The organism is Providencia sp. PROV119 (assembly GCF_028482435.1).
In the GTDB taxonomy this organism is placed as follows: Bacteria; Pseudomonadota; Gammaproteobacteria; order Enterobacterales; family Enterobacteriaceae; genus Providencia; species Providencia stuartii.
The window spans coordinates 285,348-306,195 of the sequence record NZ_JAMPQL010000001.1 but is presented as its reverse complement, the minus strand read 5'-3'; the positions used below and the strand labels follow the sequence as shown (position 1 = coordinate 306,195).

The following is a 20,848-nucleotide window of genomic DNA, read 5'->3' as shown; positions in this document are numbered from 1 at the left end:
GTTATGAAACAAACAGCAGCAACGACACGGTATAACCATTTTTTACCGTCACATTTAGCACTATTAAAAAGCCCGCCGTCTTACCTAGCCTTAACAACGGCCATCATTATCAGTATTGGCATTTTATTTGCGATTATTTGGTCATATATCGGTAAATTAGATATTCAAGCGACGACACAAGGCCGATTGGTCGTTTCCGGGCGAACACAAGTTATTCAAGCCTTTGAGCTTAGCCGCTTACAACATATTTATGTGGCTGATGGACAACACGTCAAACAAGGCGACCCATTATTAAGTGTTAATGTCTTAGGGATCAATCAAGATATTCATAATCTTAATTATCAAATTCATTTTCAACAAATTGAAAAATGGGTACATCATGCGTTATTAAATCAAATCTCCCCTGAGCTCACTCAGGAGTTTGCTAAATTATTACCTACAGAGCAGCAACGCCTTTTAGAAAGCTATCAAAGCTTAAAAAATGAATATGATGCGTTACTCAATGAGATTGATAATGAAATAACATTGAATAGAACTCATTATTCGGCAAGAGAGCGTGAATTAAAAGACGTTAATACTTTGATCATCAATATACAAAAACGCCTTGATGCCCATCGGGTATTAAATAATCAGCAACTGATTAGCCAAAAAGAGTTTTTGGAGCAAGAGCGTGAACTGTTAATGGCGAAAAAAGAGAAAACCTCAAAATTATCCGAGCTAGCGATCCTCAATAGTCAACATTCCGCACTACATGAAAAACGTCACCGACTACAGACACAGAAAACCCAAGAGTGGTATGAAAAATATCGCCAAGCTGAATTTAAATTAGTTTCAGCGGAGCAGGAATTACTAAAAAACCAAGAAAGAGAGCAGTTAAAAATTATTCGTTCCCCTGTAGATGGTACAGTACAACAACTCGCGACCTATACTTTAGGTGCCGTATTACAGCCAGCTCAACAATTGATGGTGGTTGTGCCCAATAATGACGTGCAATTAGCCGAAGTCAAAATTCTCAATAAAGACATTGGATTTATTCGTGAAGGCCAATTAGCAACGGTCAAAATAGATGCTTTCCCCTACACACGCTATGGCACTATCGATGGTGAAGTCATTTCGATTTCTAGAGATAGCACCCAAGACGAGCAATTAGGTTTGGTTTTTTTAGGGCAAATAGGTTTAAAGAAAAAGAGCCTATTGGTTGAAGGCAATCACATCGAATTAACCCCTGGTTTATCGGTCACTGCCGAAATTAAAACCGAAAAACGTCGCGTCATCGATTATTTACTTAGCCCTATTCAAGAATATACCACCACCGCCATGAGGGAAAAATAATCCATGACTGCGACTGAAACAAATTATGGTTTAGAGGCTTTAGTGTGGGTGGCAAACCATTATCAAAAAAATGTCACTAAAGACCAATTAATGCATGCTATTGGCATGAGCTCTGATTCACCGACCGACTGGGAGCTTAGAGAATGTGCCCACATTATAGGCTATGAAAGTGAGCTTGATGATTTAGACAAACGGCAAATCGCTAACCTTCCCCTTCCTGCACTAATTCGTATTCACGATGTTTGGTGGGTGCTGGCAAACAATCATGAGGGGGCGTTAGTGTTAATTCACCCCACACAAGGTGAGCTTTGTCTGTGGCATGAACATAATACAGAGGTAAATAGCCGCTTTGCCGTGTTATTAATCAAAGAACAATTTGAAGCCGAGCAAAAAAGAAAGTTTGGTATTAGCTGGTTTATCCCTTCAATATTACGTCAGCGCACCCAATTAAAGAATGTCTTTATCCTTGCAGCTGTCGTGCAACTTTTTGCCTTAGTTAGCCCATTATTATTTCAAAATGTCATTGATAAGGTACTTGTTGGACGTAGTTTAAATAGCCTTCATGTCTTGGCAATAGGCATTATTAGTATTGCCTTTGCAGAGCCGCTTTATAGTTTTCTTCGGAATAAAATTTTTAGCCATACCAGTACACAAATTGGCGCTGAATTATCAGGAAAACTCTATCGGCACCTAATGGCACTACCATTGGGCTATTTTAAGCGGCGCCCTACAGGGAAAATTATCGCTCGAATTCGTGAAATGGCCCATATCCGCCAGTTTTTAACTGGCTCTACCTTGATGCTATTTATCGATTTACTCTTTGTTAGCCTTTTTATTGCCATTTTATTTACCTATAGCGCCATTATGTCATGGCTTCTCATTGGCTCTTTGGTCATCTTTTTTATTTTATGGATGATACTCGGCCCCATTATTCGGCAACAAACAGAGAAGTCCTATCAAGCCGATGAAAATGGGCTAACCTTCTTAACAGAGGCTGTCACAGGGATTGAAACGATTAAAACGACAGCAACTGAAACCTATTTTTATCGTCGCTGGCAAAAGTTACTCAGTAAACAACTTATTCAAGGTTTTAAAGTCACCTTGCGTAGTGAGGTCGCCTCACAGCTAATGGCTCTCGTCAGTAAAATTACCACAGCGCTGTTGCTTTGGGTGGGTGTCAAAGAGGTGATGAATGGGGGGATCACCCCCGGTGAATTGGTTGCCTACAATATGTTAAGCGCTCATGTCACTCAACCTGTACTTCGATTAGCGCAAATATGGCAAGATTTTCAGCATACCATTATCTCTCTTCGCCGTGTGGGGGATATTTTGGATGAGCCTATTGAAAATGAACGAAAAGGCATTGTCAGTTCGGCATCTATTCAAGGCCGTATTGAGTTCCAAAATATTCGTTTTCGTTATCAACCCGAAACCCCAGAAGTGCTGAGCCATCTTTCATTATCCGTTAAAGCGGGAGAGTTTATCGGTATTACTGGGCCTTCAGGCTCTGGAAAAAGTACCTTAACGAAACTACTGCAACGGTTATATATTCCACAACATGGTCAAGTGATTGTCGATGGGATGGATCTTGCGGTTAGCGATACGGTTGCTCTGCGTCGCCGCATGAGTGTCGTACTTCAAGAAAGTATGTTGTTTGTCGGTACTATTGAAGAAAACATTCGTTTGAGTAAACCACAAGCCAATCATGATGACGTTGTGGAAGCGGCTAAACTTGCAGGCGCCTATGACTTTATTATGTCACTTCCTGAGCAGTTTAACTCCCCTCTGTCAGAGCGTGGACTGAATCTTTCGGGAGGGCAGCGCCAGCGTATCGCACTCGCTAGAGCGTTACTGACAAAACCGGATATTTTGATTTTGGATGAAGCTACCTCGGCATTAGACTACGAGTCCGAAGCCGCCATCATGGCGAATATGCCTTTAATCACACAAGGACGGACAGTGATCAGTATTGCGCACCGTTTGAATACTATCATGCATGCGGATCGCATTTGTGTAATTTGCGACGGTAAGGTGGCTGAAATGGATAACCATCAAAATTTGCTTCAGCAAAATGGGTTATATGCACATTTATGGCGGCAACAAACTCAATAATAGTACCGTCAAAGCACCAGCATGCGCTCGGCTGGTGCTTTTTCCAACAAACAGCTCTTTTTTTTACTATCAATAACTTTCGCTCGACATGCGCTATGGTACAAGGGAGTCAGCTAGGGTATTATTGCGCGCTGGATTATTGGTATACGCCCTTTAGCAGTAAAAATATATGGCAAAAGAACAAACTGATCGCACCACCCTTGATTTGTTCGCTGAGGAACGCAGGCCTGGGCGACCTAAAACAAGTCCGCTGTCGCGGGATGAACAATTAAGAATCAACAAACGTAATCAACTTAAGCGTGATAAGGTCAAAGGACTACGCCGCGTTGAATTAAAACTTAATGAAGATGCTGTCACGATATTGAATCAATTGGCGAATGAAAAAAACATGAGCCGTAGTGAGTTGATAGAAGAGATGTTAATGTCACAGCTAGCGCTAGTCTATGAGCCTTCTGGTCAATAGTTTCGTCTTCATAAACCACACAAATTCGACAGATTTATTCACGCTTTTTCGCCAAAATAGGGTCAAAATTCTAGGTACTTTAGTTCAAATTTAGCCCTATCTGGCTTTAGTAAACCAGATTGGAAAAACAAGAGGTTATTCACTTTATGGCAGTCATAGGCATTTTCTTCGGTAGTGACACTGGTAATACAGAAAATATTGCCAAGATGATCCAAAAGAGATTAGGCAACGAGAACGCGGAAGTTCATGATATTGCAAAGTGCAGTAAAGAAGATATTGAAGCATTCGATATTCTGCTTCTCGGTATCCCAACTTGGTACTATGGTGAAGCCCAATGTGATTGGGATGACTTCTTCCCAACACTCGAAGAAATTGACTTTGAAGGTAAACTTGTTGCTTTATTCGGCTGTGGCGACCAAGAAGACTATGCGGAGTACTTCTGTGATGCGATGGGAACCATTCGCGATATTATCGAGCCACGCGGTGCAGTGATCGTCGGTCATTGGCCAACTGATGGCTACCATTTTGAAGCATCTAAAGGAATGGCGGATGATAACCACTTTATCGGCCTTGCTATTGATGAAGACCGCCAGCCGGAACTCACCGAAGAACGTGTTGATGCATGGGTACAGCAAATTTCAGAAGAGATGTCTTTGTCTGAAATTTTAGGCTAATCGACTAATTAGAAATAGGCTTATTAATACTATTATAATAATGCGACAAAGCATGGTTTCTATTTTTTATTTCCATGCCTATAATTGTAAATCAGTTTAGAAGACAACTGAATTTATGTTAAAAACGTCTCATTATTGTTAAATTTATGATTTAAGATACAGGACAAACCCGCATGACAGACAACAATAAAGCATTGAAGAATGCTGGACTCAAAGTCACTCTTCCAAGATTAAAAATATTGGAAGTACTTCAGGAGCCTGAGTGCCATCACGTCAGTGCGGAAGATCTCTACAAAAAGCTGATTGATATGGGCGAAGAGATCGGTCTGGCTACAGTTTACCGCGTATTAAACCAGTTTGATGATGCAGGTATCGTGACACGTCATAACTTTGAAGGCGGTAAATCCGTTTTTGAGCTGACTCAACAGCACCATCATGACCACTTAATCTGCCTAGACTGTGGAAAAGTCATCGAGTTCTCTGACAAATCCATCGAAGAGCGCCAGACCAATATCGCTGCACGCCACGGTATTAAACTATCTAACCACAGTTTGTATCTTTATGGTCACTGTGCTGATGGCGATTGCCGTGAAAATGCGGATGCACACGATCCAAAAGAGTAATTACCGTAAATCTTTGCCTTTAACTGACTATAGATAGTTTTTAAAAAGGCTGTGGGATTTGAGTCCAGTACTCACTGGGCTCTAGCCTTCCCCACTTCATATTAATGCCTTACTTATCCTGTTTTGAGATCTTTCAAGAACCTAACGAGTCCCCTTCAATCCTTTGTCAGCTGAGTAAAGATTAAGTCGTATGGTTGATAGGGTTCTGATACCCAAGCTCGGCGGGTAATAGAACGTGATTATTGTATGGTGACGATAAAACCGTGAGGGAGCCTCTTCATTCGCTCCCTCACCACATACCCGTTATTTTTGAGTCACGATTTCTACACGACTCGCCCTCGCCCCGTCTGGACTTTTCGCTCTTATTTTGACGTTCCCATTGACTTTGGGTGGGTTATCCGCCGAATAAACCTGCCAGTTATCGCTATCTGCCAATGCATACTCGATAATTAAGCTAGGGTAACTGATATTCGCCAGTAGCACACCGTTTTCAATTTTTGCACCAGGAACAGGGATACGGTAGGCAACTCCGGCTCTATCTAAGCGGCGAAGCTCTTTTTGCCCTACGATAGTCGCAAAACGGTTCCAATCATCTGCTAATTTTTGCTGTGAAACATATTGGGTTTTACCACCAATATATTCACGCCCTGATTGATAATCATTTTCCCATTGCGCCTTATGCCACGCTCTTTCTGCCAGCGGCAAAATGCGAGGGAATAACATGTATTCGACCTTATCATCCGTTCTGACGGCTTCACTCCACAATTGCCCTGAAAGACCATATACGCCCGGCCAAGGCTTGTCGCTTTTCGCACTGAAAGGATTCCCATCTCTATCCACTGAGGTTTCAGCATTTTGAGGGAGGTTATTCGGGGCAAAAGCAAAGACTTTTTGTTCATCACTCGCGCGTGTTGCCCAGTAGTAACCACTTTCACTTGGGTTAACTTCATAAGGCATATCAAAATAGACATAGTCTGGGTTGGAGATAACCACTTGGTAGCCTTTGTTTGCCCAATCATTTGCCGAGTCAAAGCCTCCCCAATAGAGAGTATCCCAGAAATTAACGCGAACATTGTCAGTGGCGAAATCTTTCGCACTCGAAGCGTCTTTTAAACCATCCTGCCATGCTTGCATTGTTGTAACGCCTTTTTGTTGCAAACTTTTACTCACCTGTTTAGCAAAATGGCTGGAAAGATGGTCAAAATCGCTGACATCCCCTTGCTGAATTAAAGCCTGACATGCTTTCGATTTTGCCCATGGCTTATCTTCGCGCTGTTTATCAATAATACCTTTGCCCGGCTCAATAGGGCCGCGTTTATCTTGGAAGCCTGCACCTAAGCGAATATTTTTCGCCTCATCACCACCAAAATGCCATGTTTTCAGTGGAACACCTGCTTCATCGTGCATCTGCATCACTTCACTGACGACTTTATTGACAAAGTTCTGTGATGAATCTAAGCAAGGGTTTAAATAACTACGCTTATCATAAAACTGTACCGATGTGGTTATTGAAGTATCTGATGGGTCAACTAAGCGGTACTCATTTGCCCCTTGTTCATCGCCCGCCGCGCTTAACTTATTATAACGCGCCTCCATAGCAACAACGGCTGCACGTGCATGGGCTGGCATATCAATTTCAGGGATCACCTCAATGTTGCGATCTTTGGCATAACGTAAAATTTCAATATAGTCATCACGCGTGAAATAGCCGCTCCCCATATTATTATTGTCAGCCCCCGACCCGAGTTGCGGCAATAAACATTTTTGCTCAGTTAAATCATGGCAACGCTGACTTCCCACTTCCGTTAATTCAGGTAAACCGGGGATCTCTATCCGCCAGCCTTCATCGTCGGTTAAATGAAAATGGAATTTATTTAATTTATAGCGTGACATCTGGTCAATTAATCGCATCACCACCTGTTTACTGTGGAAATTTCGTCCAACGTCTAAAAAGACCCCACGATATTCCATACGTGGTTTATCATTCACGACCATTGCTGCCACTTTCGGTGTGTCACCTTCAGTTACTGCTGACAATAATGAACCTACACCATAAAATAACCCTATACGGTCATAACCAATAATTTCGGCTCGTTGCGGTGTGATCACTAATTTGTAAGCACCACTCACTTGATCTTCAGTAGAAAATTGCTTAGGTGCGATTTTTCCTTCAATGGGGAACCCGTGACTATTTTGTTTTAGCTTGCTCAGTTGTAAGTGTTGTTCAATAACAGCTAACTCACCTTTCGTTAGCCCATTTAGTTGTAATTTAACGCCTTTACTCAGATCAACATCCTCTGACTGCAAACTGATATCAAATGGTGTTGGTAAGATTTGCCCTCGCAATTGCTGCTCAGATAACGGTTTCATCGCTAAGTTTTTTTGATAGCGGTTTTCTGGTGTCATTAATAGATTGTTATCGGCGTCGGTTCGTTTCCAATTTTTCAGTTCAAAGGGGGTAACAAAGGTTGTTGGATCTTGAGTATCAGTGCTCTTAAGGTTGCGTGGGGATGCATCTCCCGATGTCGCGTACCACCTAGGCATAAAGTCTGAATAACTAACCTGCCAATATTCTCCCGTTAGCGGTAATACCACTTTTTCGTGGGCTTTAATCCCTTTAAATTGCTCTGTTGGTGTAATTTTATGAAGGTCGCCTGTAATATGTGTGATCTTAAATTGCGGGTTATCTTGTTTTAGAATCTGTCTAATACTATGAAAATAAAGCGCCCAATCGTTGGATTCAATCGCAGTATCGCCATTTGTTAAGGTAATATCGACACGGTTACATGCAGCCCAATCGGCACCCAGTGCAGCACAGTGAGTACCATGCTCACCAGCTTGGTTATCAAGCACATTTATTTTCACATCTATATCACTTAATGCATCGACGACTTGAGCCGATGATTGTTCAGCATTTACTGCGGTAGAAAAAAGTGTTGCTGATATGAATAATGCTAAAGGACTTAAATAATTCTTTTTCATTGTGACCTCAATATTAAATTCAAAATCAACCACTGCTATTTTATTTTTTAATAGCAGTGACCGCGCTATTAAAAAATAGTAAATGGCATCATGACCATAAACTTAATATCTTTTTCATCTTGAAATATATTGCCGAACCCACCACCATAGCTTGGAATATCTGTATGGTTGTCATATTTAGTAAAATGTAATTTAAATAAGGTATCTTTCGCCTTACCTGTCTGAACGGTATATAAAATATCAACGTTCCAAGCCGTTTCTTTTAATTTTACATCTTGAGCATATTGTGTATTCGTGCTGGGTTTAGCATCCCATCCATAAATATATGATGTTCCTACTTTCCAACCAGCAAGATCCCATTTAGCTAAATCGTACATCACCCCCGCAAAGAGCGCTTTTTCATTATTCGCGTTATAATCGGAGCGCCCATCCCACCAAATATCTAATCGCCCATTTGATGTCGCATACCCCGGGGTCATACGCTGTAAAAAATAGCCCTGATTCCCCTTTGCCTTCACATAAGTGCCTTCTAATCGAAAATCAAACTGATCATAGGTATAGCCAAACGTCACGGCTTGCAAGAACGCCAATCCATCGTAAACATCATTAATGCCACCATTGGTTACCTTATCTTTTGCTCCATAAAATTGATAAGACATCCGCAGGTCACGTGTAGCCACAGGAACAGCATAAGAGGCCTTCGCAAAATACTGGTCCATATAGCCTTTTGCTTGCCCATAAGCCGCCTCTAAAACAAGGTTATTTTTAAAATCATATTTAAAACCAAGGGATTGCAAATAACTGATCCCTGTTTGGCCATCCGCTTCACGGAAGTTATACATATCGCGATACCAAGGCGCTTTATAACGGTCTGTCCACATATATGACAGGCTCAAGGCCCCTTGTTGTGCGAAATCAAATACCCCACCGATTTCGAAACCCCGATAAGTTCCGGGCATATAGCTCCAGTGAGAAGCTAATAGTGTTTGTCCTGTTGGTTGGATATAACCGCCTCTGCCCCAAAACGGACCATATTGCATTTTAGCCGCTGCTTTATAAACGCTGACACCACTTCGATCACCGGTCCATTTTTCATCCCAACGCGTTTTTGCATCACTAAAACCAATTTCATTAGGCGCCGCTGGGCCACTATTGGATAATTCTATGGCTGTAAATGCGGCTAAATCTAAACCGATGACATCCTGAAAATAACCTGAAGAATAATCAAAGCTGGCATTCACGGTTGAATGTTTAAGGTTGTCGACATATTTCTTATATTTATCGCTTTCTGGATTTAACTCTTTCCTCGAACGGTCACGTTGCCAATAATACAAACCGCCTTTAAGGGTTGAATCATCTAAAAATTGCTCAGAAAAACTTATTGGTTGATAACTAATAGGAAGGAGTGCTATTCCTATTTTAAGCACGAGTATTCCCCTGCCACGATTGACATTTTTATTAACCATTCGATGTTTCCTCAGTTTTTTATATTATTTTTCAGTGATAAATTTCAGTAGCCGCCCGTTAAGTAATGATTAGTTTTGATAAACAAAATACGAGTACCTACTTAGCCTATTTTTCGCAACGCGAATTATCAAGACTAAAAATATATTTATTCCTAAAATATGAGCCAAGACACATTAATTTTTCTATTCATTCACAGTACTAATTATTCGAGTTTATGGTGTTTCTCGAATTAATATCCTGAATTTAGGATAAAATGCAGGCAAAACACTATGGACAGAATGGGCATTTTGGACTTATTTCAACATAAAAAATAACTACATTTGAATGTAATCGTTTCATTCAAACTTGCTAAGTTGATTCATAACTGCTTTAGTTGATGAATAGTTTTTCACTCATAAACAGATCAAGTGAATGATTTTAGTGAGGGAAAATAAGGCGATTCAATAAGAGAAATAAGAGGGATCCGTCACACGTGAATATAGAGAAAAGTCAGCAGGAAGGTTGGCGTACACTACTCACCGGTAAGAATCTCTGTTTAACACTTGCCTTATCGGGGGGGATTTGCCTCCATGCGATTAATGTTTATATCACCATTACCACATTACCTTCCGTTGTACGGGATATTGGCGGCATTAATTTCTATGCTTGGAATACCACACTGTTTATTCTGTCTTCGATTATTTTGTCCGCCCTTACCTCACGGATCCTCAATTATTTTGGCCCCAAAAAAAGTTATGGGCTGGCGACGTTGATTTTTCTTGTAGGATCCGTTATCTGCGCTATCACCCCCTCAATGCCAGTGATGCTCCTTGGCAGAGTGATCCAAGGGGCTGGTGGCGGGATTTTACTCACCTTATCTTACTCAATGGTACACATTGTATTTCCTCAACATTTATGGTCGAGAGTGTTAGCGATGATGTCGAGTATGTGGGGAATGGCAACATTACTAGGGCCAGCACTGGGTGGCGTATTTGCAGAGTACGATATATGGCGAGGAGCATTTTGGTGTCTGGTCGTAGTCGGTATCCCTTATTTATGGCTGACTTGGCGGATTTTGCCGGCAAAAAATCCCCATGAAAACTGCCCTCAACAGCCGATTCCATTACAGGCCCTTTTACTGCTTTCTTGCGCCGTGCTCGCCATCTCTCTAGGCAGTTTAAGTCAAGGCAAATTTATCCCTATTGGAGGGATGTTTATTGCCGTTTTACTGTGTGCTCGATTAATGGTTATTGAGCGTCGTGGTCATAATACGCTTTTCCCTTCGGGAACATTTCGCTTTTCTGCACAATTAGCGCCTATTTACCTCACGATGGCATTGTTGGGTCTAAGTGTACAAACAGAGGTTTTTGTTCCCTATTTTTTACAGATATTGCATGGTGTGGCTCCCTTGTTATCAGGCTATTTAGCGGCCCTAGTCGGTGCGGGTTGGTCAAGTGCCGCCATTGCTTCCTCATCACTAAAGCCGACGGTTGCCGTGCGAATTATTCGTTTTGCTCCAGTATTCACACTGGTAGGCCTAACCACTCTTGCATTGTTCATAACAAAAATTATTGCTATTGAAGCATTTCAGGTATGGATTATTTGTATTGGTCTATTTATCACTGGCGCAAGTATTGGTGCAGCATGGCCACATTTGCTCACGCGAGTATTGCAAGTCTCGGCTGGAAGTGAATCTCAAAAAGCGTCGTCGGCAATTACGACCTTACAGCTATTTTCCACTGCTTTTGGTGCCTCTTTGGCAGGTATGATCGCTAACCTTGCAGGGCTTTCTTCACCTGGAGGGATTGAAGGTGCACAATCGGCATCAATATGGCTCTTTATACTCTTTTCCTTAGTACCTTGCTTTGCGCTAATTACCGCTAATATTGTCGCCAATAGGGTGGATTTATCTGCGAAAAGCTGCGAATAGAGGGTCATTCCCCCTATTCGCTAATTTTAGTGTGGGTTAGTATTTTTCAAAAAGTGCCTGAATACGTTTAGGATCTTTGGTTTCAGTCAAGGCTAATTGAAGTAAAACACGTGCTTTTTGCGGGTTTAAGCGCTCTGAAGCTACAAAGCCATATAAGTTATCATCCACTTCAGCATTACGAGTGGTGTAGCCTGTTGGTACACGGCTGGCACGAACGACAACCACATCCTCTTTAGCGGCAGTGGCTAATGCATCAAAAACCGTTTTATACATGTTGCCATTCCCAACCCCCGCACTCACTATTCCCTCAACTCCCTCATCACGTAACGCTTTCACTGGGGCAGCAGAGGCATTAGCATAGTTATAGACAATGCCAACTTGAGGTAATTTGTCTAATTTACTGACATCAAAGGCTGCTTTATTATCTCTAGGCTCTGCTGGTTTATAAAAAGTCACTTTGCCATCATGGATAAAACCTTGTGGGCCTGCATTTACTGCCTCAAACGCTTGCACTTCGGTTGTGTTCATCTTAACGACATCACGCCCTTTGATCACTTTATCATTCATTGCCATTAAGACACCGCGATCCCCCGCTGATTTATCCGTCGCTACCACCACCGCATTATATAGGTTGAGAGGGCCATCAGCCCCCAGTGCAGTCGATGGTCTCATTGCGCCAACCAATACAATAGGTTTTTGACATGATGTTGTTAAATCGAGGAAAAAGGCAGTTTCTTCTAACGTGTCTGTACCATGAGTGATCACAAATCCATCTGTTTTATCACACTCTTGGTTGATTTTTTTCGCTAACGTTAACCAGACTTGGTCATTCATATCTTGGGAGCCAATATTGACGACTTGCTCGCCATTAAGATTCGCTATTTTTTTGATTTCAGGCACTGCATTGATGAGTGCATCAATACCGACCTTTCCGGCTTGGTAGCTTGAAGATGTTGCTGATTCACCACCTCCTGCTATCGTTCCTCCGGTGGCTAATACGGTAATATTTGGTAGTGCAAAAACGGATGTACTTGCCAATGAGAGCGCTGTCGCCAGTAATATTTTATGACTCTGTTTCATCCTATAACCTCTCTTTAAATAAACTACCGTTATTATGTGGATTTGAAACTGCATTTCCGTGATACCGATAATTATTTTAGGCAAAATAGTGGGGATTAGGATAATTTTGCGTGAGGTGTGTAACAAAAATCCGTATCATAGCCCCCTATAATTCTCCCTATTGATAAGTAACAAAATCATGAGCCAAACATTTATTCCTGGCAAAGATGCCGCCCTTGAAGTTTCCATCGATGCATTTCAAACAAAATTGAAAAAGCTCGGTTTTGATATTGAAGAAGCCTCATGGCTGAATCCTGTTCCTAATGTTTGGTCAGTCCATATTCGAGACAAAGCATGCCCTCTGTGCTTTACGAACGGCAAAGGCGCGAGCAAAAAGGCCGCTTTAGCTTCTGCACTCGGTGAATATTTCGAGCGTTTATCAACTAACTATTTCTTTGCCGATTTCTATTTAGGAAAATCGATCGCTGAAGGTGATTTTGTTCATTATCCCAATGAAAAATGGTTTCCTCTTACCGAAGACGATAGCTTACCGGAAGGTATTTTAGACACTCGCTTACGTGAATTTTACGATCCTGATAATGCTTTGGCAGGCAGTCAGTTGATCGATTTACAATCGGGTAATGAAGAGCGTGGTATCTGTGCACTGCCTTTTACTCGCCAATCCGATAACCAAACGGTTTATATTCCTATGAATATTGTCGGCAACTTATATGTCTCTAATGGTATGTCGGCAGGCAACACGGCAAATGAAGCGCGTGTTCAAGGCTTATCTGAAGTCTTTGAACGTTTTGTGAAAAACCGCATTATTGCTGAACGAATCAGCTTGCCTACCATCCCAAATGAGATCATGGCTCGCTATCCTAATGTGGTTGAAGCCGTTGCCACACTTGAAAAAGAAGGCTTCCCTATTTTCTGTTATGACGCCTCTCTTGGTGGCCAATTCCCAGTCATTTGCGTGGTGCTATTTAACCCACAAAATGGAACCTGTTTTGCCTCTTTTGGTGCCCACCCTGATTTTGGTGTTGCTTTAGAGCGTACCGTAACAGAACTCTTGCAAGGCCGTAGCCTTAAAGATCTTGATGTGTTTAATGCGCCGACATTCGATGATGAGGAAGTGGCTGAGCAGACTAACCTAGAGACCCATTTTATCGACTCTAGTGGTCTTATTAGCTGGGATCTCTTTAAAGACGATGCCGATTACCCTTTCGTCGATTGGAATTTTAAAGGCACAACACAAGAAGAATTTGCAACACTTATGGGCATTTTTAATCAGCTCGACGCCGAGGTTTATATTGCTGATTATCACCACTTAGGGGTTTATGCCTGCCGTATTTTAGTGCCGGGTATGTCTGATATTTATCCTGTCGAAGACTTGCATATTGCCAACAATGCGATGGGGGCACATTTACGTCATACCATTATCACGCTGCCTGATAGCCAATGGGAAAAGCAAGATTATCTGGCATTAATAGCGCAATTGGACGATGAAGGCCTCGATGATTTCACGCGTGTACGAGAGCTACTTGGCCTTGCCGTAGGTAAAGATAATGGCTGGAGTAACTTGCGTATTGGTGAGTTAAAATCCATGCTGGCGCTAGCAGGTGGTGACCTAGATCAGGCATTAGCCTGGGTAGAATGGACACAAGACTTTAATAGCTCCGTTTTTACCGCTGAACGAGCTAACTATTATCGTTGTTTGCATACCCTGCTACTACTGAGCCAAGAAGAACAACGTGATGCGTCACAATATTATAGCGCTTTTGTCCGTATGTATGGGCAAGAGACCGTCGATGCGGCATCCGCTGCTATTGCTGGCGAATCTTGTTTCTATGGTTTGTGGTCCATCGATGATGAATTAACTGCGCTTCCAGCTCACCAAGCGCTACTTGCAGCCTATGAAAAACTGCAAAAAGCAAAACGTGAACATGCCTAATTGTTTTCTAACTCATCATTTTTAGATAGTGGCCTTCGGGCCATTATCTTTATATAAGTTAAATTAATTAAAATCACCGCTCATTTTGCAATATTAAAATAACAAATCACCGGTTTTATTTACCTATATTCCCTGAGCAAAGTCAGAATATAAAAATTTTTAATAAAATTTAAAAAATATTTAATTTATAAAAATCAATTAGATAAATCGAAATTTAACCATTTTTCAACAATTTACGTCGATTTCTTACGATGGTTCATGATCCATATCAAATTTCTTAGTTATGCCGTTTGTTACTATGATTGCGTGCTATAATTAATCAACTTAGTAAGAGAGTGTTAGTATGAAAGCTGACAACCCTTTTAATCTTTTGCCTCCCGCTGTAATGGCTCAAGTTGCAGATGACTCTGGTGTTTACAAAGCCAATAAACATCCTGCAATAACATACTTGTCAGCATTCACTGCCGGTATCTTTATCTCAATCGCATTCGTTTTTTATATTACTGCGACCACTGGCGCACAAGCCGCTCCTTTTGGTTTTACGAAACTTATCGGTGGTGTCTGTTTCTCTCTTGGGTTGATGCTCGTGGTTATTTGCGGTGCAGATCTATTTACATCCACGGTGTTGACCATTGTGTCAAAAGCTACAGGGCGGATCACTTGGGGGCAAATGTTCCTAAATTGGTTTAACGTCTATGTTGGCAACCTTATCGGCGCGCTCTTCTTTGTTGCTTTGATTTGGTTTGCTGGTCAATATACCGCGGCAAATGGTCAATGGGGGCTTAATGTCCTACAAACCGCAGACCATAAACTGCACCATACATTTATTGAGGCTGTTTGTTTAGGTATTTTAGCTAACTTAATGGTTTGTCTCGCTGTTTGGATGAGCTATTCAGGTCGTAGCCTAGCCGATAAGCTTTTGGTGCTTGTGCTCCCTGTCGCCATGTTCGTTGCGAGTGGCTTTGAACATAGCATTGCAAACATGTTTATGATCCCATTAGGTATCATGATCAAAGAGTTTGCTCCAGCTGAATTCTGGACTCAAATTGGCGTTTCACCAGAACACTTTTCTCAACTCAGTGTTAGCAACTTTGTTACAGACAACCTAATACCCGTTACTATCGGCAATATCATTGGCGGCGCACTTTTAGTCGGCCTAATTTACTGGTTCATGCATTTACGTGGTGGTCAAAAACATTAATAGCCACTACTTTCACGAAAAGATTTATTAAGATCCTTAAAAGATCCATTGTTAAAAGGTAAAAGTATCATGTCAGAATTAAATGAAAAATTCGCTTTAGCATGGCAAGGTTTTAACCAAGGTAACTGGAAAGAAAACGTCGATGTGCGTGACTTCATCCAGAAAAACTACACTCCATATGAAGGTGATGAATCTTTCTTAGCAGGCTCTACCCCAGCAACAGATGCGCTGTGGGAAAAAGTCATGGAAGGAATCAAAATCGAAAACCGTACTCATGCCCCCGTTGATTTTGACACTGATGTTGCATCAACGATCACTTCCCATGATGCGGGTTACATCGCCAAAGATTTAGAACAAATCGTTGGCCTGCAAACTGATGCACCTCTAAAACGTGGACTTATCCCATTCGGTGGGATCAAAATGGTGGAAAATTCATGTAAAGCCTATGATCGCACTTTAGATCCTAGCCTGAAAAAAATCTTTACTGAATACCGCAAAACCCATAACCAAGGCGTTTTCGATGTTTACACTCCAGACATTCTAAAATGCCGTAAATCAGGTATCTTAACCGGTCTGCCTGACGCATATGGTCGTGGTCGTATCATCGGTGACTACCGTCGTGTTGCTCTGTACGGTATTGATTTCCTGATGAAAGACAAATTTAATCAGTTCACTTCACTGCAAGAAAGATTAGAGAACGGTGAAGACCTGCAAATGACCATTCAATTGCGCGAAGAAATTGCTGAACAGCACCGTGCATTAGGCCAAATCAAAGAAATGGCTGCAAAATATGGTTATGACATTTCAGGTCCTGCGACTAACGCTAAAGAAGCGGTTCAGTGGACTTACTTCGCTTACCTAGCGGCAGTGAAATCACAAAACGGCGCAGCAATGTCATTTGGTCGTGTTTCAACCTTCTTAGACATTTATATCCAACGTGACCTTGAAGCTGGTAAACTGACAGAGCAAGAAGCACAAGAGCTGATTGACCACTTAGTCATGAAGCTACGTATGGTTCGTTTCCTACGTACTCCTGAATACGATGAGCTGTTCTCTGGTGACCCAATTTGGGCAACAGAATCTCTGGCAGGTATGGGTCTTGATGGCCGTACACTGGTGACTAAAAACACCTTCCGTTTCTTAAATACACTGTATACCATGGGCCCTTCTCCAGAGCCTAACATGACTATCCTGTGGTCAGAGAAACTGCCAATTAGCTTCAAAAAATTCGCTGCAAAAGTCTCTATCGATACTTCATCAGTTCAGTATGAAAACGATGACTTAATGCGCCCAGATTTCAACAACGATGACTATGCTATCGCATGTTGCGTCAGCCCAATGGTAGTTGGTAAACAAATGCAGTTCTTTGGTGCTCGCGCTAACTTAGCGAAAACCATGCTGTATACCATCAATGGTGGTATTGATGAAAAACTGAAAATGCAAGTAGGTCCTAAACACGCTCCTATCATGGACGAAGTACTTGACTTCGATACTGTGATGGATCGTATGGATCACTTTATGGATTGGTTAGCAACTCAGTATGTCACTGCATTGAATATCATTCACTATATGCATGACAAATACAGCTATGAAGCGGCTCTGATGGCACTGCATGACCGTGACGTTTACCGCACAATGGCTTGTGGTATCGCAGGTCTATCTGTCGCTGCTGACTCACTGTCCGCAATTAAATATGCGAAAGTAAAACCAATTCGTGACGAAGACGGCATTGCAATTGACTTTGAAATCGAAGGTGAATACCCACAATTTGGTAACAACGACCCTCGCGTCGATGATATTGCTTGTGACTTAGTTGAACGTTTCATGAAGAAAATTCAGAAACTGCCGACTTACCGCAATGCAGTACCAACTCAATCTATCCTGACAATCACTTCTAACGTGGTTTATGGTAAGAAAACAGGTAACACACCAGATGGTCGTCGTGCTGGCGCACCATTCGGACCAGGTGCAAACCCAATGCACGGACGTGACCAAAAAGGTGCTGTGGCTTCACTGACTTCTGTCGCTAAACTGCCATTTGCTTACGCGAAAGATGGTATCTCTTATACCTTCTCTATCGTACCAAATGCATTAGGTAAAGATGATGAGGTTCGTAAAGCGAACTTAGCCGGTCTAATGGATGGTTACTTCCACCATGAAGCTTCTATCGAAGGCGGTCAGCACCTGAACGTCAACGTAATGAACCGTGAAATGCTGTTGGATGCGATGGAAAACCCAGAGAAGTATCCTCAGTTAACTATCCGTGTTTCTGGTTATGCAGTGCGCTTTAACTCACTGACTAAAGAACAACAGCAAGACGTTATTACTCGTACTTTCACAAGTTCAATGTAATAATTAGGTTAATAAGTCAATTAAAATAACTAAAAAGCCCCAGCCTTATGGGGCTTTTTTAGAACTAAACCTGAATACTTTAAGTCAATTACCCACTAATAACGATATATTTAAGTATAACAGGTATTTTTGGAGTTCCTGCTATGTCGACAACAACCAATATTATTCCAACCGCTGATTTAAGCACCACTGCGCCTCCTGCGACGCTGGGACGTATCCATTCCTTTGAATCTTGTGGTACTGTTGATGGCCCTGGTATTCGCTTTATTGTCTTTTTTCAAGGCTGCTTAATGCGCTGCTTATATTGTCATAACCGTGATACTTGGGACACCCATACCGGTAAGATGGTTACCGTCGAAGAGTTAATGAAAGAAGCTGTTACTTATCGCCACTTTATGAATGCCACAGGTGGTGGCGTAACGGCATCGGGCGGCGAAGCGATTTTACAAGCTGAATTTGTTCGTGATTGGTTCCGTGCATGTAAAGCGCAAAATATCCATACTTGCCTTGATACAAACGGCTTTGTACGTCGCTATGATCCCGTGATTGATGAGCTAATGGAGGTGACCGATCTTGTTATGCTCGATTTAAAACAGCTCAACGATGATATTCACCAAACATTGGTCGGCGTTTCTAATCACCGGACACTCGAGTTCGCTCGTTATCTTGCCAAACGTAACCAAAAAACTTGGGTGCGTTATGTCGTTGTTCCCGGCTGGAGTGATGATGACCACTCTGTTCATCTGCTCGGCGAATTTACCAAGGATATGAAAAACATCGAGAAAATCGAATTGCTCCCCTACCATGAGTTAGGCAAACATAAATGGGAAACCATGGGCGAGGAGTATAAACTCGATGGCGTTAAGCCCCCTTCAAAAGAGATCATGGAACGTGTCAAAAGCATCCTTGAAAGCTACGGCCACAAGGTCATGTATTAAACACCCTAATGGCTCTACACTCATGTAGAGCCATTATCATTTATTGTGTTTTAAACAGCATACCAATAGCTGCGGCAAACATTATCAAAGCGGTTCCTCGAAAAATCACTCTCTGCGATTTCGTACTCGATAAAAATTTACTTGCCTTCTTTGCACCAAAGATAAATATCATGCCAACTAAAAGTAATATTAATAACGTAGTTGGAACTAATACTGTGCTCCAAATCGTTATAGTAATTTCATTTAAAGAAATGACTAACGGTAATATTGCCATATAAAAAGCGATTGTTTTTGGATTACTTAATGTAATGGCAAGACCGGAAACACTCACAATAGCTAACTGCTTTTTTGATATAGCACCTACAGTATTTAATGGTTGGGCATCGTGGCGCCAAAAGACATAAGCTAACCAAAATAAATACAGTGCAGCAAACCAATAAATTAAATTAAAGATCGCGGCTAAGTGGTCAGCAACGAATACTAGGCCGAATATCGCAAAAGAGAGATAAATAATATCCCCTAAAATTAATCCACTCAGTAGTGCAAACCCCATTGTTACGCCACCCTTCAAGGTACGTGCAACGACTGCGGTCATTCCGGGCCCTGGAATAACGGCAGCAATCGCCAATGCACTCGCATAAGAGAGCAATTGTGTTATGCTTATCATATGATTAACCTACAGTAGAATGGCGAGATATAACGCTTATTTAAATAATGATAAATTACCGGTTAATTTATTGATGCTATTTTTATTCCCTACCAAACCAATAGCTGCTAATTGAATTTCTTGATCTAGAGTGTTAGTTAATTTTTGAGTGTAGTCATCATAACTTCTACAAGACTGAGCAATTAAACTAAAAGGTAATATATAAATATCTTCATGCTCTGCTATTTCTTTTTGAATTTGCTTTATTCGCTCAGGCGAGCTTTTTAATATAGGTAATGATGCATTGATGACCCCAGGATAATAAATATTATCTGCACTCATTAAATCATTCCCTATTAATTGGGTAATTTTGTTGCCTATCCCTACACCAATGATACTTGCAGCATTCATAGCAAGCCCTAATGCTAGATCTTGATTGACGATGATGGCACAACGATGAATAGATGCATCAAATTGCATAAAATCCCCTTTTCATAATTTTTGATAACATAAGGTTCTTCTGGTCGTGAACTGTAACAATTATGTCATCAATAAATAGAAATTTGCTGCCTATCTTATCTGTAGTAAAGTAGCTAAAAGAAGAAAATTACCTATTTATAAATATATTCCGAAAGGAAATACCCACTATGGCAATAGATAAGACAGAAATCAAGATTCTTAAACTCCTTCAAGACGACGCACGTATTACAAATCAAGTACTCGCTGATAAAGTCGGTATGTCAGCATCCCCTTGCTGGCGACGCGTTCGTAAATTAGAAGACGATGATGTGATCCAAGGCTATCGAGCTATTCTTAACCGCAAAAAAATTGGTTTAGGTGTTATGGTTTTTGTGCGTGTCACTATCGACAGCCATAGTGAAACGGAAGCAAAGAAATTTGAACAAGAAGTCAGTGAGTTAGAAAATGTTGTTTCATGCTACAGCATCGGGGGAGATGCCGACTTTTTATTGCAAGTGGTTTCCCATGATTTAGATTCCTATGCCGATTTCGCGATGTCTGTGATCCGACGGCTTCCTGGTATTAAAGAAATGCAAAGTATGTTCGTGCTTAAAGAGATCAAACCCTTAGTTTCTTATCCTGTAACAACCGTTAATAGTGAAGCATAATAACCAGCA

The 20,848-nt window shown here is 41.5% G+C and carries 16 protein-coding genes; 11 read left to right on the top strand and 5 right to left on the bottom strand.

Annotation, left to right across the window (positions count from 1 at the left end; genetic code table 11):
• The first annotated feature begins 3 nt into the window (after positions 1-3).
• The 5 genes from PSF11_RS01420 (at position 4) to fur (ending at position 5,204) form a co-directional block, all read left to right on the top strand.
• Positions 4-1,332, top strand: a complete 1,329-nt coding sequence (locus PSF11_RS01420) for an HlyD family type I secretion periplasmic adaptor subunit (RefSeq protein ID WP_080997994.1) — start codon at positions 4-6, stop codon at positions 1,330-1,332.
• 3 nt (positions 1,333-1,335) lie between these two features.
• Positions 1,336-3,444: a type I secretion system permease/ATPase gene (locus PSF11_RS01415; protein WP_072502947.1), complete on the top strand. Its 2,109-nt coding sequence runs from the start codon at positions 1,336-1,338 to the stop codon at positions 3,442-3,444.
• Between the two features lie 169 nt (positions 3,445-3,613).
• Complete coding sequence (gene ybfE, locus PSF11_RS01410) at positions 3,614-3,907, top strand: LexA regulated protein (RefSeq protein ID WP_004918124.1); 294 nt, start codon at positions 3,614-3,616, stop codon at positions 3,905-3,907.
• A gap of 146 nt (positions 3,908-4,053) precedes the next feature.
• Complete coding sequence (fldA, locus tag PSF11_RS01405) at positions 4,054-4,581, top strand: flavodoxin FldA (RefSeq protein ID WP_014657842.1); 528 nt, start codon at positions 4,054-4,056, stop codon at positions 4,579-4,581.
• A 173-nt stretch (positions 4,582-4,754) separates the two neighbouring features.
• A complete protein-coding gene (gene fur / locus PSF11_RS01400; protein WP_004918120.1) occupies positions 4,755-5,204 on the top strand; it encodes a ferric iron uptake transcriptional regulator in 450 nt (149 codons plus the stop codon).
• Between the two features lie 303 nt (positions 5,205-5,507).
• Here the strand turns inward: fur and PSF11_RS01395 are convergent, their stop codons facing one another.
• The gene (locus PSF11_RS01395) at positions 5,508-8,186 is read right to left on the bottom strand and encodes a beta-N-acetylhexosaminidase (protein WP_014657841.1); all 2,679 of its coding nucleotides are present in this window, start codon (positions 8,184-8,186) and stop codon (positions 5,508-5,510) included.
• A gap of 68 nt (positions 8,187-8,254) precedes the next feature.
• Positions 8,255-9,652, bottom strand: a complete 1,398-nt coding sequence (gene chiP, locus PSF11_RS01390) for a chitoporin ChiP (RefSeq protein WP_072502946.1) — start codon at positions 9,650-9,652, stop codon at positions 8,255-8,257.
• Between the two features lie 473 nt (positions 9,653-10,125).
• On the opposite strand from chiP, the gene PSF11_RS01385 reads away from it, so the two are divergent.
• Positions 10,126-11,562, top strand: a complete 1,437-nt coding sequence (locus tag PSF11_RS01385; protein ID WP_105874294.1) for an MFS transporter — start codon at positions 10,126-10,128, stop codon at positions 11,560-11,562.
• A gap of 36 nt (positions 11,563-11,598) precedes the next feature.
• Here PSF11_RS01385 and ansB read toward each other — a convergent pair whose 3' ends face one another.
• Complete coding sequence (gene ansB / locus PSF11_RS01380) at positions 11,599-12,642, bottom strand: L-asparaginase 2 (RefSeq protein ID WP_072502945.1); 1,044 nt, start codon at positions 12,640-12,642, stop codon at positions 11,599-11,601.
• Between the two features lie 178 nt (positions 12,643-12,820).
• Here ansB and ycaO point away from each other — a divergent pair, with 178 nt between their 5' ends.
• The 4 genes from ycaO to pflA all read left to right on the top strand — a co-directional run bounded on the left by ycaO (position 12,821) and on the right by pflA (position 19,066).
• Complete coding sequence (ycaO, locus tag PSF11_RS01375; RefSeq protein WP_014657839.1) at positions 12,821-14,575, top strand: 30S ribosomal protein S12 methylthiotransferase accessory factor YcaO; 1,755 nt, start codon at positions 12,821-12,823, stop codon at positions 14,573-14,575.
• 343 nt (positions 14,576-14,918) lie between these two features.
• Positions 14,919-15,776, top strand: a complete 858-nt coding sequence (gene focA, locus PSF11_RS01370) for a formate transporter FocA (protein WP_004918108.1) — start codon at positions 14,919-14,921, stop codon at positions 15,774-15,776.
• Positions 15,777-15,845: 69 nt separating this feature from the next.
• Entirely contained in the window at positions 15,846-18,128 is a 2,283-nt protein-coding gene (pflB, locus tag PSF11_RS01365) for a formate C-acetyltransferase (RefSeq protein ID WP_004918106.1), read from the top strand.
• Between the two features lie 143 nt (positions 18,129-18,271).
• Positions 18,272-19,066: a pyruvate formate lyase 1-activating protein gene (pflA, locus tag PSF11_RS01360; protein WP_014657838.1), complete on the top strand. Its 795-nt coding sequence runs from the start codon at positions 18,272-18,274 to the stop codon at positions 19,064-19,066.
• 40 nt (positions 19,067-19,106) lie between these two features.
• Here pflA and PSF11_RS01355 read toward each other — a convergent pair whose 3' ends face one another.
• On the bottom strand, positions 19,107-19,733 hold the full coding sequence (locus PSF11_RS01355) for a LysE family translocator (RefSeq protein WP_036943599.1): 627 nt from the start codon (positions 19,731-19,733) through the stop codon (positions 19,107-19,109).
• A 36-nt stretch (positions 19,734-19,769) separates the two neighbouring features.
• The gene (locus tag PSF11_RS01350) at positions 19,770-20,192 is read right to left on the bottom strand and encodes a DUF2000 domain-containing protein (protein WP_072502944.1); all 423 of its coding nucleotides are present in this window, start codon (positions 20,190-20,192) and stop codon (positions 19,770-19,772) included.
• Between the two features lie 167 nt (positions 20,193-20,359).
• On the opposite strand from PSF11_RS01350, the gene PSF11_RS01345 reads away from it, so the two are divergent.
• Positions 20,360-20,839: an Lrp/AsnC family transcriptional regulator gene (locus PSF11_RS01345; RefSeq protein ID WP_004918098.1), complete on the top strand. Its 480-nt coding sequence runs from the start codon at positions 20,360-20,362 to the stop codon at positions 20,837-20,839.
• Positions 20,840-20,848: the final 9 nt, after the last annotated feature.

Excerpts from the sequence above, each read along its gene's own strand:
- PSF11_RS01415 (WP_072502947.1), top strand. The coding sequence starts at position 1,336 with ATGACTGCGACTGAAACAAATTATGGTTTAGAGGCTTTAGTGTGGGTG.
- PSF11_RS01420 (WP_080997994.1), top strand. The coding sequence starts at position 4 with ATGAAACAAACAGCAGCAACGACACGGTATAACCATTTTTTACCGTCA.
- PSF11_RS01395 (WP_014657841.1), bottom strand. The coding sequence starts at position 8,186 with ATGAAAAAGAATTATTTAAGTCCTTTAGCATTATTCATATCAGCAACA.
- fldA (WP_014657842.1), top strand. The coding sequence starts at position 4,054 with ATGGCAGTCATAGGCATTTTCTTCGGTAGTGACACTGGTAATACAGAA.
- ansB (WP_072502945.1), bottom strand. The coding sequence starts at position 12,642 with ATGAAACAGAGTCATAAAATATTACTGGCGACAGCGCTCTCATTGGCA.
- ycaO (WP_014657839.1), top strand. The coding sequence starts at position 12,821 with ATGAGCCAAACATTTATTCCTGGCAAAGATGCCGCCCTTGAAGTTTCC.
- fur (WP_004918120.1), top strand. The coding sequence starts at position 4,755 with ATGACAGACAACAATAAAGCATTGAAGAATGCTGGACTCAAAGTCACT.
- chiP (WP_072502946.1), bottom strand. The coding sequence starts at position 9,652 with ATGGTTAATAAAAATGTCAATCGTGGCAGGGGAATACTCGTGCTTAAA.
- pflB (WP_004918106.1), top strand. The coding sequence starts at position 15,846 with ATGTCAGAATTAAATGAAAAATTCGCTTTAGCATGGCAAGGTTTTAAC.
- focA (WP_004918108.1), top strand. The coding sequence starts at position 14,919 with ATGAAAGCTGACAACCCTTTTAATCTTTTGCCTCCCGCTGTAATGGCT.
- PSF11_RS01350 (WP_072502944.1), bottom strand. The coding sequence starts at position 20,192 with ATGCAATTTGATGCATCTATTCATCGTTGTGCCATCATCGTCAATCAA.
- pflA (WP_014657838.1), top strand. The coding sequence starts at position 18,272 with ATGTCGACAACAACCAATATTATTCCAACCGCTGATTTAAGCACCACT.
- PSF11_RS01355 (WP_036943599.1), bottom strand. The coding sequence starts at position 19,733 with ATGATAAGCATAACACAATTGCTCTCTTATGCGAGTGCATTGGCGATT.
- ybfE (WP_004918124.1), top strand. The coding sequence starts at position 3,614 with ATGGCAAAAGAACAAACTGATCGCACCACCCTTGATTTGTTCGCTGAG.
- PSF11_RS01345 (WP_004918098.1), top strand. The coding sequence starts at position 20,360 with ATGGCAATAGATAAGACAGAAATCAAGATTCTTAAACTCCTTCAAGAC.